Raw genomic sequence first — 14,977 nt, forward strand, 5'->3', positions numbered from 1 at the left:
ACTTGAACATTCTAATTGCTGATGATGAGAAACACATGACCACTATATTGAAGACTTATTTCGAAAAAGAGGGCTATAACGTTTGGGTAGCAGCGGATGGGGAGGAGGCGCTGGAGCTCTTTTTTTCGAATAAAATCGACCTTGTGGTACTGGATTGGATGATGCCTAAGCGAAGCGGGATTGAGGTGTGCAATGAAATCAAGCAGGTTAGTTTAGCTAAGGTGGTCATGTTGACCGCTCGATCTTCCCATGACGATGAATTTAGCGCATTAGATATCGGTGCAGATGAATATATAAGAAAACCATTCGATCCACGGATCTTAATGCTGAGAATCAAAAAAATGCTGGGTACCGAAAAAGTAGCTGCTATACGGGACTTAGAAATTGATTTTGAGCGAAGAAAAGTGTTCAAGAATGGGGAGGAGCTGTCCCTATATAAAAAAGAGTTTGAACTGCTAACCTTCCTATATGAGAATAAAGGCCGGATTTTGTCCAGAGATTCTTTGTTATCTTCCGTTTGGGGGATGGATTATCTTGGTGAAGAGAGAACCGTGGATACACATATCAAAAGATTACGCGATAAGATTGGGGCTGACCACGTAATTACACACAGGGGAATGGGGTACAGCTTCCATGATAAAAATCAATAAAATAAGCACGAAGTTATTGATTATGGTAAGTATTATTCTGCTGATTGTGTTTGGGACGTCCTATTCATTACACAATTTTTTCTCGTCCGATTATTACCTTTATAAAATGAAAACCAAAATTAACGACATTTATGACGAAGTAAAGGATCTCAGTCTGGATCAGCTCATGGAGAAAGAAACAGCGATCGAGAACAATAACAATGTAACGATAGTTAGGGTTGAGAACAACGGAAGCGCAACAATAATCAATGAGAACATTCAATTTGCGTTGTACAAAGATAAAGTGGCACTTAATAAGTTCTGGATTACGGAAGAAGTTTTGCAAAAGGTAAATGAAGGGAAAACGGTGAATCTATTATTTAATCAGGGGAAATTGAAGTCCAGCCTGTTAACGAAAATATATGAGCAGGATGGTAGCTTAATCCTCATCGGCACAGTGGTTGTGCACAATACAGATGCTTTAAACATCGTAAACCAATTCAGCTTCTATTCTATTCTTTTGGGGATTATTATCAGCTTGCTGTTAGTGGCTTATTTTTCGAGGAAAATCATTACTCCGTTAGAGCAATTGCAGGATGTAGCGAAGGATATCTCCAATCTTGATTTTAAACAAGTGACGATTAAGTCGGGGGATGAAATCGAAGAATTATCAAAGAGCATTAACCAGATGAGTCAGCGTTTGAAAAGCGCCCATGCAGAGCTGGAAAAGAAAAATCAAAGCTTAAACACTCTGATCTCAAGCATTTCACACGAGGTAAAAACACCGTTATCCTTAATCCAGGCGTATACCATTGGCATTCAAGATGATTTGGATGATGGTACGTATACGGATATCATTTTGGAACAGGTGAAGTATACGTCTGATATGGTGGATTACTTAATTAAACTGTCCAAGATTCAAAAGACCGAAGTGCATAAAGAAAAATTCGATCTTAAAGAGCTTCTGCTCAAAGTGATCTCACAATATAATATTACGCTTAAAAATAAAAACCTGACATTACAGACCGACTTCCATTCGGTTGAACAATCCATCGTTGAAGAGGATATTAGCCAGATAGAAATTGTATTCAACAACTTAATTAGTAACGCCATTAAATATGGGGAAGAGAATGTCTTTGGAATCTCAGTAGCGAATGATACCCAAGGCACTTTGAAATTCACCATTACTAATAAAACCACGCGCCTAAAAGAGAAGCATCTAGCGTATATCTGGGACCCGTTCTATGTCATCGAGGAGTCTCGGAATAAAGAAATCTCCGGAACTGGACTTGGCCTGTCTATTGTCGCGGAGATTCTAGCTAAGAATGGTCTGAAATACGAAGCCACATTAGAGGATTCGTATATTAGTTTTAGTGTTTGGTTTGATGTTGAGGTTACAGAAAATAATTGCTAGTGGGAGGAAAATGTCCCTTAAGAAATCTTCAGTTACTGTGGCAACTCTTTCACTCTTAATCAACCTCATAATGAATATGTATCAGGCACTATCAATGATTAAATGTTTAGATTAGGGAAAGCCTCCCTAATTATGTGAGATTAATCGTGCTCCAAGCGATAATTAGGGAAAATCTCCCCAATTATCAGGGTGTTTCATTCATAAAGAGGGTATTCTCGTATTTATTAGGGAGGATTTCCTTAAAAGTCACAATTTGAGCCGATAATTGACTAATTTTAGGGAGGATTTCCCTAATCCGCAAAGTGGTGTGATGTGAAGCTTAATGCAATGCTAGTGGAATTGAATTGCAGCTCATAATAAATGAAGCACTCCTTCAAGGAGGATTCATTCGCTTTAAAGCTATCAGCAGAGACACGATTCTACACATAATCGTGAATGGTTTTTAGATTTAACCCATAAATATGGTGAAAAGTAACGGAGGGAATTTTGGAACTGTAGGAGCGGAGCGTTCGCCTTTGTCTCCGGATGTTATCCGCTGATAGCGGTAAAATCAAAAACATCTGGAGACAACAGCGACCGTAAGTCCAAACATTCCCGCAGTTACGTCCCGTCACCAGATTTATCGTATTATCTCCTTAGCCATCACCTAATCCATCACTATATCATCAATTCAGCTTCAAGATCGAAGCATTATCAACAAAAGTAGCTGTATTAAACAGCATCAATACATCCTTGATATCATTCTGAGCCATGTACTCACTGATACTCCCGTTATAATAACGAATGTCGATCACGTGGATCTCAGGCACATGCTGAGTCAAAAAAGGGATGACACTATGCGCATAGGAGTCCTTGATGACGAGCAACTTCTCCTGTTTGACCACTTTAGGATCAAGCTGGCTTGTGATTTTCATGAGGGCATGAACGCCCCCTAGGAAATAAGAGTACTTATCTTTTTTCTCCAAATAGCTTGAATCGTACATACTTGTTAAAGTCTCACCCGTATCTACAATATGTATCTTGGTGGATACATCATGAACAGGCTCATACATTTGAATGGAATCTGGCACCACTCCGATAAATTGACTCCGCGTATGGTAGCTTCCAAGGAACGAATCGCTTACCGTCTCAATCTCGAATTCGCTCTGGGACAGAGGATGGCATCCCATACTTTCAGCATACGCTACGTAAGCCAAGTAAGCGCCGTAGGTTGTCCAGTGATGATCGGTCCGATAATAAATGTCCTCTGCAGCATGCGGAGCAAGCACATCAAATCCATTTATAAAAGTTAGGCTATCACTTACTTCAACAGCAATCTTTTGATTCACCTCGGCTTGCGAATATACGGGTGCTAACCAGGGCAGACGCTCGTTGTACAAGCCTACCGATGTCGGCGCAAGCAGAAAGGTCGTTTTGGCTTCAGCATTTTTATCGGCAAAACGCTTCACAGCCGCTGTATATTGCTGAACCTTTTTGTGATCAGGTGCCTCGAATTTTTCGAATAAGTAGCCGTCTTTCCCCTTATATATTCCGTTATTTTCTTGCTGCAACCTCATTTGCTCCATCGCCGATTTCACCCATACCCATTTGGCGCGAAAAGGGAAGTGATCGGTTACGAAGCTTTCCGCCTCTTCCGCGTAGGTGTGGGATAATAAATTGTCCCATGTCAGTTGGGGAGCGCTTTGCAAATATCGGTTTTCTAGCTCAGAGAAACGTTGAACTGGCAATAAGAAAAAGGTTATACCCACCAGAAACAGCGTCGCGACAAATCCCGCCACTAGTATTCGATCCGTTCTCTGCTTCATAAACAATCACCCCCTAGAATCGGAAATATAAGAACGGGTTAAAGGTAGCATCCACTAAGTAAGCGACAGATAGGAAGAATAGCACACCATACCAAACAAGAGAAGGAATCGTTCTAGCATCCATACGCTTGGGAGCTTTTAAAGGTGCAGAGGCTAAAGTTAGTACGACGAGTAGAATCGCGTTAGTGTAAGTGAAGTATAAAGTAGTGGTATTCCACAATGGCTGACCGTTAAAGCCGAGCATCGCTTGCAAGTAACTAAGCACCAATGGAAGTTCTTCAAAGGCGAACAAGACCCATCCGATGAGAATAAGTACAATGGCATATAGATGCCTAACCCAGCGCGGTAGGCGGCTCAGTAGCTTTAATCCCCACCATTTTTCAAAGATAAGAATAACCCCAAAGTATAATCCCCAGAGTAGAAAATTCCAGCTTGCTCCGTGCCAGATTCCCGTCAACAGCCAGACGATGAGGATATTGCAAACTTGAATGCCTAAACCCCGGCGGTTGCCTCCAAGCGGGATATATACGTAGTCACGAAACCAACTGCTAAGGGAAATATGCCATCTCCGCCAGAAGTCGGTAATGCTCTGTGAAATATAAGGTTTGTTGAAGTTCTCGTTAAAGCGGAAGCCGAACATAAGTCCGAGGCCAATCGCCATATCCGAATATCCACTGAAATCAAAATAGATCTGAAAAGCAAATGCAATAATGCCAATCCAGGCGGTTAAAGCAGGCATGGAATCTAGATTGGAGCTGGAGATGGTGTGCCAGAGCAAACCGATGTTATTGGCAAGCAGCACTTTTTTGGCTAGTCCGATAATGAATCTTCGTACACCCTCTGCGAACATGGGGATATCCACCGAACGCGCTCGTAATTGCTCTGCAATGGTGTTGTATTGAACGATAGGACCGGCTACTAATTGCGGGAACAAGGCTACAAACGTTCCGAAATCAATCCAATTTCGCTGTGCTTTAACAGTTCCTCTGTATACGTCAATGATGTACGACATGGATTGAAAGGTATAGAACGAAATCCCAATAGGTAGTGGTAAATCAGTTAATGGGATATGAGTACCGAGGAGTTCATTTACATTTTGGATGAGAAAATCTGCATATTTGAAATACGACAATAAGCCCAGGTTAATAACCATAGAGCTAACCACAATCCACTTGCGCTGTACCTTAGTTAGCTTCGGTCTACTAAGAAGTAGACCAAAGCCGTAATCCGTAATGGTGGACAGCAACATAATTACAATGTAGACGGGTTCGCCCCAAGCATAAAACACCAGACTGCTTAAGAACAATATGAGGTTTTTGATTCGCCAAGGCGAAACATAGTAGAGTGCAAGGACAGCCGGCAGGAACAGGAAAAGGAACAGTAGGCTGCTGAATACCATCGCTAATTATTTTTTAGTAAACAAGGTATCAAATTCAGTCACCAGCTGATCAGCACTCTCCGAAATCACGAATAAGATGTAATTGCCTTTTGTGACCAGCTTATAATTTTGGGCGTTCTCATACTGATCCGGAAGGTATTGTTCGAATTGCTTTTGAATATCAGTCGCACGCTCTTTGACGGCGGTTTCGACAGTAGAGATATCTTTTGCATCTTTAACTTTTAAAATGGCAATTTCGTTACTTTTCACATTCATCATTGGCATTCTAATGCTATAATCTTCAAGTAATGATGGAGCTAGATGGTACAGCTGAGCTACCATATCTTCTTCAACTTCCATTAATGAAGGCTGTTCCACTTTTGCGAGCATCTCGTCGATCATTTCTTTCGGCGTCAGATTGGTTTCGACAACGGCTTCATTGTTACTGCTGGAACAGGCGCTAAGCATTACACTTAATACAATAGTTAACGCTAGAATGAAGGTATGTTTTTTCAATTAGGTCACTCTCCTTGGTGTGTTTGATCTACGTTTCTCTAGTTAACTAACGTAAAGAGTCTATAGAATGTTGCGGGACACTTTCTTTCGAATACTTTACCCCAATTTTGTGGAAATATGTTTGAAGGAAAAGGTCATGCAAAGATCTTCCTCTCTTAGCTTGCGCAATGGTTGGTTATACTGTTAATGTTAGATAGATAGTTTTGAATAGAAGGGGATTGAACGGAATGATCGAAGAACTGAACAATAATGGACTACCGGAGAATTACGAGGAATTAAAGAAAGCTGCCAACCGCTCTGCGGATTGGAGAGCCCGTCTAGAAGCTGTTGAAGAACTGGGACAGACTAACCACAAACAAATTATCGATATCCTGACGCGTTTAATGGAGAGCGATCCTGTATATACAGTTCAAGAAGCGGCTTACCTTAAACTGAAGGCATTCGGCGAAGATGTTAAAGTACCGTCCAAGAATAAACCGGAGCTAGTAAAAGGCGTATCCAAAATACTCCTGAGAATCAAGAAGAGCTTGCCAAGAGATCATTCGTACGAAGATTTCAAAGAGAAACTGAAGAAGATGAGAATCGACGTGTACGATATTTACGAAGGCGAAAAGGGCGCTGACTTTGACGCTTGGCTGATGAAGATGTGGAATTCCTCGAACAAGTAAAGGATGACAACATGCAAACTAACAAATTGACAGAACAATTTCAAGAATATCTTAAGCTTTCCGCTGACTTACGTCCTGACTATATTGCCAGCTTAGGTAAGGGTGATAATGAAGCGAAGATTACGGCGATTTTTCCGGAAGCCCCTGAACTGCTGAAGGCCATTTATAACACAGTTTCGGGTACAAGCAGTGAGGAAGAAGAACCAAGTCTGATCGAATTTATTCCAGGGTATCGTCTAATTCATATTAATGAATATGAAGCAGAGATGAAGATTTTAGCTGGAATATTGGAGGAAAAAGGCCATCAAGCGGATGGCGTTATCTTGCCGATCTTAACGAACTACGGTAGCGACTTCATTTGTTACTATAAATCTGCAGATGGTGTGGAACGTGTATGTGACCTGCTGCATGATTTTGGGGATCTGATTGTCATGTATGAATCACCTGAAAAGTTCCTGGAGACTTTATGTGAGTTCTACAAGCAGGAGGTTTATTTCCTGGATGAAGAGGGTTACCTCGATTGCGATTTAGTAAAAGAGGGCGAAGTAGGCGCGGCTCTAAACCCGGATGCGAAATATTGGTCCGAGTAACAAGCTGATACCCTATAAAGAAGAGCAGCAGTCCTATTACGGACTAGCTGCTCTTTGTATATTAAATATCTACTGTTATGTTACTCCTGTGCAGCACGTTTCTCCTGCTCGCGAAGCTCTACTCTCCGTATTTTTCCGGAGGTCGTCTTCGGAAGATCTTGAATGAACTCGATTTTGCGTGGATATTTATAAGGAGCGGTCCACTCTTTAACATGGGATTGCAGCTCCTTCACAAGCTCTGGAGAAGCGGCGGTCTCATCTTTTAGTACAATAAAAGCTTTAACGATGTGTCCGCGGATTTCATCCGGACTTGCTACGACCGCGCATTCCTTAACCGAAGCATGTTTCATAAGGGCTTCTTCTACTTCGAAAGGACCTATGGTGTAGCCCGAACTAATGATAATGTCATCTCCACGGCCCTCGAACCAGAAATAACCCTCTTCATCTTTCCGTGCCCGGTCACCAGTTATGAAGAACTCGCCGTGAGTAGAGCTTTCTTTTCTGCCAGGGTCTTTGTAATAGGTATGGAATAACGCTGGCATGCTTAGGTGCACTGCGATATCTCCAACAACTCCAGCAGGTAACGGAATGCCGTCCTCATCTACCACTTCAATTAGACCCGGAGCAATAGACTTACCCATAGAACCTATTCGGATAGGTGTATCTTTGAGAGTACCGATAATAAGCGTACTTTCTGTTTGACCGTAACCATCACGAATCGTGATATTGAATTCACGCTGGAAGGTGTTGATAACCTCTTGATTCAAAGGCTCTCCAGCGGAAACCGCGCAGCGTAGGTGGGACAAGTCATACTGATTGAGATTTTCTAATTTGGCCATCAAGCGATATTCGGTTGGCGTACAGCATAATACCTCGATGTTGTGATCTTGTAACAGCTGCAAATATTTTTTGGGATGAAAAGATCCACTATATACAAAGCCGGTCGCCCCGTTGCCAAGGACGGTTAGGAAGGGGCTCCAGATCCACTTCTGCCAGCCCGGTGCTGCTGTTGCCCAAACGGTGTCGGTTTCTTTGATATCGAGCCATTGAGGCGATGTGATACGTAAGTGAGCATATCCCCAGCCATGACTGTGAACGACTGCTTTAGGGTTGCCAGTTGTTCCAGAGGTATATGCCAATATCGCCATATCGTCGCGGTGGCTTTCGACTGCTGTGAATTTATCTGGCTGATCAATCATTAGGCCTTCCAGATCTAGCCATCCATGACCGAGCTCGTCAGGGTCGCCGGATACGGAAAGACGGTAATCCAGAGCAGGCAGATCGTCTGAGATTTTATTAACTTCATCAGTGACCTCGGACCAGGCAATAACAGCTCTGGCTTCGGAATGCCGCAGACGATAAGATAAATCCTTTGCGCGAAGCATTTCTGATGAAGGGATAATGGCAAGTCCTAGCTTCAGACATGCTAAATAGATGACATAAGCGATGATTCGACGGGGAACCATTACAAGAACACGATCCCCTTGCTGAAGGCCGAGTGCTGCGAGCCCTCCGGCAAGCTGGTTAGCTTGCTTGCGAAGATCTCCGTAAGTGATCTCCTCGTAGTCTCCTTGTTCATTCAACCACTTAAGCGCAATCTTTTCCGGAGCATGACGTTCCATTTCCGAAGTGAGATTGTAGTACTCAGGTGCGATCCACTGCTGATTATCCAATATGAACCTCTCCTATATAAAACAAGATGTGTATAACTGTTATGCTTAGTATAGCACGTTATCCTAGTACCAGGTACTAGTACCTTGATGCTTAAATTTGATATCATAGGGTTCAGAAGGTTAAGATAACTTGTGTAAATATAAATCCAGAAAGTGAGAACTATGTTATGAATCACACAACTTTTGATGAAATATTCGCCATTATGGAAGCCTCTTTTCCTACCTCCGAGATCAGAACCTATGAGGGACAACAGGAGTTATTGGATATTCCACATTACCGATTGATTACCGAAGTGAATGCTGAGGGGAAAATCATTGCTTTTATAGCTTGCTGGGAGTTTCCAGGATTTCGATTTGTAGAACATATTGCCGTGGACCCAAGTATAAGAGGTGGGGGCATTGGTAAAAAGCTGATGGAAGAATATATCCGTCAGTCGGGCAAGCCTGTGCTTCTTGAAGTAGAGCCGCCACTGGGTGAAATGGAACAACGGAGAATTGGCTTTTATGAGCGACTGGGCTTCCATTTGAATCCTTATGCGTATGTGCAGCCCCCTCTGCGTGAGGGAAATGCGGATTTACCGCTTCAAATTATGACTTACCCTAACCCTGTCGATGTAGAAGAATTCAATCTTTATAGAGAAATTTTATATACAGAAGTGTATAAGGTTACAACGCCGTATCAAAGTTAATCTAACAGCAATCCGTATGATCCTTTTTAGGACAAGCGGGTTGCTGTTTTTATTTTTTTTGAATTAATGATATTTTGATTTTTTTAATTACAAAATGGGTACAAGTAAGAAACAACTTAGAGACATAATCTTATTTTGTTTGAGCTAAAGTAAGAACAAAGATTGAACTTTCGAGGAGGGCTTACTTATGAAAGACAAAAAAATAATTATAGCAACAATGGTGTTTGGGATGGTAGTCACAGGATCAGCCGGTGTGTACGCAGGAACTAAACTTCAGAAAATTACGGCATATCTCAATCACAGCATTGGATTTAAGGTGAATGGCACGGCTTATACGCCAGTTGATAATAAAGGAAATGCACTGGCACCAATTACGTATAACAATACAACCTATCTTCCTGTACGTGCGATTGCTGATGTGATGAAGGTGCCTGTGACCTTTGATGCGGTGAACAATCAGGTTATCCTTGGTACAGGAGGCTCGGTGACTGACACTATTTCTCTGACTCCTGTACAATACAGCAACACTCAGAAACAAGAGATTGTTAAAGCCTTCGCCAATTTCCAAGGTTTTGAAACAGCCTATGCACCTACTCAAATGGTGAGTGGAGACGCATTTCAAAAAGTAGTGGGTTCAGATGATGGTGTGAACTTTCTGTTTAAGCAGATGAAGGTGAACATTTCTCCTCGTGATTACGCTTACGAATATAAAGGTGAAACCGTAAAGCTCTCTAACGGAACCGAAGCTAAATGGTATAGTCCATCTACCGATTCGTTGTTCTTGACCTATAAACTGGATGATCGTTTTGTTACTATTAGTTCCCCGAATAAAACACTGAGTAAGACGCAATTAGAAAAAGTAGCAGTGAATGTAGTGAAATGGACGAAATAAGCCCTCATTAGCACTTATCTTTGTGCCTTAAAAAGTAAAGCAGCAAGTCTCCCATAGTTGGAGAGGCTTGCTGCTTCTTTGTCGTGTTTGGGAGCCAACGATTTAAACGCTTTTACTTACTGTGCTGTTTATTTGGCAGCTTTTGACTTGGTGTACTTTTACCGTGATTTTCTTTATTCTTTTCAGCTTTCTTTTGGGTGTCATGTACTTTTTCTACAAAAGCATGAGTATCGTCCATGTTTATCCTCCTTGATTGGCAACCTTGCCGTTACTGTAACCACTTTTGTAAGAATACATACACGATGTACTTTACAAACTTCTATGTTTATAAAGACATTGCGAAAATATTTAATAGTTACTATAAATGGATGCAAGCATTTCATAGAACAGTAAGGGAGACTGATTATGAATAGGTTATTTAAACAAGCTGTATCCATGACCTTAGCTTTCGTTATGGTACTGGGAATTACATTCACAGGAATACCAGCTTATGCTGAAGACAGCAATGGGGATGCTGGACTACTGCAATTACAATCGTTAGAGCCTGTTACATTATTGGCAGGGAATTCTACGTGGAAGTATCTAGATCACGGAACAGATCAAGGGACGGTATGGCGGTCCGTGTACGATGATTCAACATGGGCGTCTGGCCAAGCGCCGCTTGGTTATAAAGATAGTGGATCCGGAGTCAGCAGCAAGCAATTTGGTGCTCTGAACACAAATATAAGCTACGGTTCTAATAAGAGTATGAAATATCGTACTTCTTACTTCCGTACAAACGTAACGGTGAATAAGGAAGAGATTGCGAAATCCGATAAAATCTTGGGTAATTTCGCATTTGATGACGGAGCTGTACTATATTTGAACGGTAAAGAAATTTACCGTGAGGCTATGCCAGCGGGCGGAATTAATTTTCAAACAAAAAGTTCAACTAACTTAAGTGATCCAAACGAATATACCAAGGTAGACCTTACCGAAGTAGTAAAGGCTAACTTGAAGGACGGAAGTAATGAGCTTTCAGCTGAGGTGCATCAGTCAAGTGATGGTAGCTCTGACCTCTATTGGGATATGAACCTGATTGCTTATCCGGTAGTAGAGCCTGTAGAACCTGGAGTTGGTAAGCCTGAGTCCATCGCACTGACTTTTAACGGAAACCCTCAGACTAGTATGGGATTCAACTGGTATGCACCTGAGAGTGTGACGGGTACCAAGCTTGAAGTAGTAGAAGCTTCTAAATTAGTGGACGGTCAGTTCCCGGTAGGTGTTCAAACTTACGAAGGAACATCGGTTACAACAAGCGTGTATATGACCAAAGCGGATAAGTCAGCTAAAAAACCAGTTGTACTGACTAGCCATAAGGTCATTGCTGATCATCTGCAGCCGGGAACGGAGTATGCTTACCGTGCTGGGGATGGACAAGCTGACAATTGGAGTGACATCGGAACGTTTACAACAGAAAGCTCCAGTAATCAGGCATTTAAGTTCTTATATACAACGGACTCTCAAGGTACAACTGAAGGTGATTTTGATATTTGGAATCATACCCTTCAAGAGGGATTGGCTAAATTCCCGACAAGTGAATTCATTCTGAATTCCGGTGATTTGGTAGACAACGGTGATATTGAGGAACAATGGGGATGGTTCTTCAATAAACCAAAGGATATTCTAGCAAATATTCCATTGGTTCCACTGGTAGGTAATCATGAAAGTAAGAGTTATAGCAATTACACAACTCATTTTAATTTACCTAATGTCTCGAATACGGGCGCAAAACCAGATGGCTCGGTATATTCTTTTGACTACGGTTCAGCACACTTTATGGTTATTAATACAGAATATTATGGTGCTAGCTCGAGTCTTGAGAATAACGAAATTTACAAAAAACAAGTAGAGTGGCTGCGCAGTGAAGCCGCGAAAAGCGATCAGAAGTGGAAGGTTGTGCTTTTGCATAAATCACCTTATTCAGTTGCCAGTCACACAAATGATACAGATGTACTCTATTACAGAGCTAATTTGACAAAGGTATTTGATGAGCTTGGTATTGACATGGTTATCGGAGGACATGACCACACCTATACTAGAAGCTATCAAATGTACAACAATCAGCCGTTGACGGATATTAAGCCGGACAAAAACGGAGTGGTAACTGATCCTAAGGGTACGTTATACCTGATTACAAATGCAGCGGGTAATAAAAAATATAATGTTGGCGCAGGTCCGTTTCCTTTTGCAGCTAAATACGAGCAGCCTGGTAAGGAAATGTTCACAGGAATGACTGTAACGAATAATGATTTTTCATACGAAGCCTACACCACGACAACTGGTGGATCTACTGACTTGTATGATAAATACAGCATTCATAAGTCTGATGTAGCTGTTAAACCTGTGCAAAATGCAAAAGCTACTGTAGCAGATGGCGGTAAAATCACGTTAACTTGGGATGCGCCTGCATCCGGTGCACCGGTATCAGGATATCGCATTTATGAGCAAAATGATCTGATATCTGCAAACTGGACTCTCAGTGTTCCTAATACGGAAGGTCAAACTTCTTATAGTTACACTGTAGAAAATACTAATCCGAACCAAACCTATCAATTTGTTATCAAAGCGGTAAGTGACAGAACCAATTCAGAAGCTAAAATTGCTTCTACCGATTCTATCAAAAAAGTTACAGTTACCTTTAACGGCGACCCAGTGAGTGCAAAAGGATTCACTTGGTACACAGCGTTGAAATCTTCAGGAAACGACCTGCAGGTTGTAGAGAACACGGGCGTTACTCCAGACTTTACAAAAGCTGCTGAGTTTACAGGACGTTCAGCTGTTTCCAGAAATTCAAAGGATGAATTAGTTCATAAAGCTGAAGCTTCTGGCCTTAAGGCTGATACGAAATACTACTTCCGTGTAGGTGATAAAGCACTGGGATTGTGGAGTGCAGTGGGAACTTTCGAAACAGCTGCTAAGACAGGTGCATTTACTTTCATCGATCTGGCGGACACACAAGCTAAGACCGAAGATGAGGCTATTCTTTCTGGAGAAACGATGGCAAAAGCACTTACGACATTCCCGAATGCTGAGTTTGTGGCGATTAACGGAGATATCGTAGATACTGGAACCAATGAATCACAATGGAATTGGTTGCTTGGCCATTCGCAGGAAACCTTGCTAAATACGACTATTGTTCCAGTTGCGGGGAACCATGAGGATAAAGCGAATGCCTTCTATGAGCACTACAATATTAAGGAAGCTGCAGGCTCACCAACAGAAACAGGAGCATACTATTCCTATGATTACAGCAATGCGCACTTTGTAGTCTTGAACACGAATGAGAATTCGGATGAATATGCTAACTTCAGCAAAGCACAGTTGGATTGGATGAAGGCCGATGTAAAAGCAGCGAAGGCTGCTGGAGCGAAGTGGATTATCGTCGCTATGCATAAAGGACCATACACAACCTCTAACCACGCTACTGACAAAGATATTATGGGCGCAAATGGAGAAAGAGCGAAAGTCGCTCCAATGATGGCTGAACTGGGTATTGACCTGGTGCTTCAAGGTCACGATCATATCTATGCACGAACCAAGCCAATCAAGGCTGACGGAACTGCAGCAGACACAGTGAAAATCAAGGAAAGCTTCAATGGTCAAACGGTAGAGTACACAGTAAACCCAGATGGAACAATCTATCTGATTCCAGCTACGGCAGGAGCGAAGGTTTACTATAAGAACATGAAGAAAGAATTGGGAGATGCTTACTATAATCTCTTTGAAGTAGCCAATGAGAATACAGCAGCTAAATACGGAGCGGACCCAAGTGATGCTACGCGTCCAATGCGCGGTCAAGTTCAGACCTTTGTTGGTATCACTGTAGATGCAGGGAAGCTGACAGCTGTATCTTATGAGATTGATCAGAATGTTAATGAGGCTAGACCATATGTTCTTGAAGAGTTCGGTATTGTTAAGGGCGATGAGAATGGTGGAGTTACACCAACACCAACGCCAACAACAGCACCAACAACAGCGCCAACAACAGCACCAACAACAGCACCAACAACAAAACCGACACCAACACCAACACCAACACCAACAGTAGCGCCAACAGCTACACCAGCACCGACAACGGCGCCTTCACCAACTGCGACGCCAGTTAGTAAGCCATCTTTAACGGATACTAGCAATCACTGGGCGGCTGCTGTTATCGAGAAAGCAGTAGCAGCTGGCTTCGTTAGTGGTTATCCGGATGATACTTTCCGTCCGAATCAGAAAGTAAATCGGGTTGAATTTATCACAATGCTGGCACGTGCATTGCAATTGCCGGAGAATGGTGACACTTCAAGCTTTAAGGATTCTGCGAAGATTCCAGCATGGGCTAAGTCTTTTGTGGCACAGGCTGTATCTCTGCAAATTATCAGTGGCTATGATGATGGAACATTCCGTCCTACGCAGGAGCTAACACGTACAGAATTAGCAGTTATGATTGTTCGTGCTCTTGGTATTACGGTAGATCCTAAAGCGACATTAACCTTCAATGATGCTAAGGATGTACCAGCATGGGCAGTGCCATATATTGCAGCAGCAGCGAAATCAGGCCTTGTGAATGGTGTAGGGCAGAATAAATTTGCACCTAACCAGAAGGCAACAAGAGCAGAGGCGGTTACCATAATACTTGCATTATTAGAAAAAGGGCAAAAGTAAACTATTATCTGCGTGAAATGAACTCAAGCTT

Annotated in this window: 12 protein-coding genes; 7 read left to right on the top strand and 5 right to left on the bottom strand. The window is 42.2% G+C overall.

Features of this window, described 5'->3' with window-relative positions; translation table 11 throughout:
* Window positions 1-2 precede the first annotated feature (2 nt).
* Window positions 3-650 (top strand): response regulator transcription factor, encoded by a 648-nt coding sequence (locus MKX41_RS28575; protein WP_339800547.1) that lies wholly within the window; start codon window positions 3-5, stop codon window positions 648-650.
* Entirely contained in the window at window positions 634-2,043 is a 1,410-nt protein-coding gene (locus tag MKX41_RS28580) for a HAMP domain-containing sensor histidine kinase (RefSeq protein ID WP_340974168.1), read from the top strand. Before MKX41_RS28575 ends, MKX41_RS28580 begins: the two co-directional genes overlap by 17 nt.
* A gap of 665 nt (window positions 2,044-2,708) precedes the next feature.
* Here MKX41_RS28580 and MKX41_RS28585 read toward each other — a convergent pair.
* The 3 genes from MKX41_RS28585 to MKX41_RS28595 are packed head-to-tail and all read right to left on the bottom strand — an operon-like array spanning window position 2,709 to window position 5,742.
* Window positions 2,709-3,848 (bottom strand): DHHW family protein, encoded by a 1,140-nt coding sequence (locus tag MKX41_RS28585; RefSeq protein WP_340974170.1) that lies wholly within the window; start codon window positions 3,846-3,848, stop codon window positions 2,709-2,711.
* 13 nt (window positions 3,849-3,861) lie between these two features.
* Complete coding sequence (locus MKX41_RS28590) at window positions 3,862-5,247, bottom strand: MBOAT family O-acyltransferase (RefSeq protein ID WP_340974172.1); 1,386 nt, start codon at window positions 5,245-5,247, stop codon at window positions 3,862-3,864.
* Between the two features lie 6 nt (window positions 5,248-5,253).
* Window positions 5,254-5,742, bottom strand: coding sequence for a DUF4358 domain-containing protein (locus MKX41_RS28595; protein WP_042184975.1), 489 nt, complete (start codon window positions 5,740-5,742; stop codon window positions 5,254-5,256).
* Between the two features lie 227 nt (window positions 5,743-5,969).
* Between MKX41_RS28595 and MKX41_RS28600 the strand changes: the two genes are divergently transcribed.
* Window positions 5,970-6,410: a HEAT repeat domain-containing protein gene (locus MKX41_RS28600; RefSeq protein WP_340974174.1), complete on the top strand. Its 441-nt coding sequence runs from the start codon at window positions 5,970-5,972 to the stop codon at window positions 6,408-6,410.
* A gap of 11 nt (window positions 6,411-6,421) precedes the next feature.
* Window positions 6,422-7,000 (top strand): SMI1/KNR4 family protein, encoded by a 579-nt coding sequence (locus MKX41_RS28605; RefSeq protein ID WP_042184979.1) that lies wholly within the window; start codon window positions 6,422-6,424, stop codon window positions 6,998-7,000.
* Window positions 7,001-7,080: 80 nt separating this feature from the next.
* Here the strand turns inward: MKX41_RS28605 and mbcS are convergent, their stop codons facing one another.
* Complete coding sequence (gene mbcS, locus MKX41_RS28610; protein ID WP_340975119.1) at window positions 7,081-8,676, bottom strand: acyl-CoA synthetase MbcS; 1,596 nt, start codon at window positions 8,674-8,676, stop codon at window positions 7,081-7,083.
* Window positions 8,677-8,840: 164 nt separating this feature from the next.
* Between mbcS and MKX41_RS28615 the strand changes: the two genes are divergently transcribed.
* Together MKX41_RS28615 and MKX41_RS28620 are read left to right on the top strand one after the other, a co-directional pair.
* Window positions 8,841-9,362 (top strand): GNAT family N-acetyltransferase, encoded by a 522-nt coding sequence (locus tag MKX41_RS28615; RefSeq protein ID WP_340974175.1) that lies wholly within the window; start codon window positions 8,841-8,843, stop codon window positions 9,360-9,362.
* A gap of 187 nt (window positions 9,363-9,549) precedes the next feature.
* Window positions 9,550-10,254, top strand: a complete 705-nt coding sequence (locus tag MKX41_RS28620; protein WP_340974176.1) for a hypothetical protein — start codon at window positions 9,550-9,552, stop codon at window positions 10,252-10,254.
* A gap of 112 nt (window positions 10,255-10,366) precedes the next feature.
* Here MKX41_RS28620 and MKX41_RS28625 read toward each other — a convergent pair whose 3' ends face one another.
* On the bottom strand, window positions 10,367-10,492 hold the full coding sequence (locus tag MKX41_RS28625; protein WP_052404154.1) for a DUF4023 domain-containing protein: 126 nt from the start codon (window positions 10,490-10,492) through the stop codon (window positions 10,367-10,369).
* A 167-nt stretch (window positions 10,493-10,659) separates the two neighbouring features.
* Between MKX41_RS28625 and MKX41_RS28630 the strand changes: the two genes are divergently transcribed.
* Complete coding sequence (locus tag MKX41_RS28630; RefSeq protein ID WP_340974178.1) at window positions 10,660-14,946, top strand: S-layer homology domain-containing protein; 4,287 nt, start codon at window positions 10,660-10,662, stop codon at window positions 14,944-14,946.
* The last annotated feature ends 31 nt before the right edge of the window (window positions 14,947-14,977 follow it).

This window comes from Paenibacillus sp. FSL R5-0475 (genome assembly GCF_038004585.1).
In the GTDB taxonomy this organism is placed as follows: Bacteria; Bacillota; Bacilli; order Paenibacillales; family Paenibacillaceae; genus Paenibacillus_AQ.

Bases quoted from the DNA above. Each gene is read 5' to 3' on its own strand.
- MKX41_RS28580 (WP_340974168.1), top strand. From the start codon at position 634: ATGATAAAAATCAATAAAATAAGCACGAAGTTATTGATTATGGTAAGT.
- MKX41_RS28585 (WP_340974170.1), bottom strand. From the start codon at position 3,848: ATGAAGCAGAGAACGGATCGAATACTAGTGGCGGGATTTGTCGCGACG.
- MKX41_RS28590 (WP_340974172.1), bottom strand. From the start codon at position 5,247: ATGGTATTCAGCAGCCTACTGTTCCTTTTCCTGTTCCTGCCGGCTGTC.
- MKX41_RS28600 (WP_340974174.1), top strand. From the start codon at position 5,970: ATGATCGAAGAACTGAACAATAATGGACTACCGGAGAATTACGAGGAA.
- MKX41_RS28605 (WP_042184979.1), top strand. From the start codon at position 6,422: ATGCAAACTAACAAATTGACAGAACAATTTCAAGAATATCTTAAGCTT.
- MKX41_RS28615 (WP_340974175.1), top strand. From the start codon at position 8,841: ATGAATCACACAACTTTTGATGAAATATTCGCCATTATGGAAGCCTCT.
- MKX41_RS28620 (WP_340974176.1), top strand. From the start codon at position 9,550: ATGAAAGACAAAAAAATAATTATAGCAACAATGGTGTTTGGGATGGTA.
- MKX41_RS28625 (WP_052404154.1), bottom strand. From the start codon at position 10,492: ATGGACGATACTCATGCTTTTGTAGAAAAAGTACATGACACCCAAAAG.
- MKX41_RS28630 (WP_340974178.1), top strand. From the start codon at position 10,660: ATGAATAGGTTATTTAAACAAGCTGTATCCATGACCTTAGCTTTCGTT.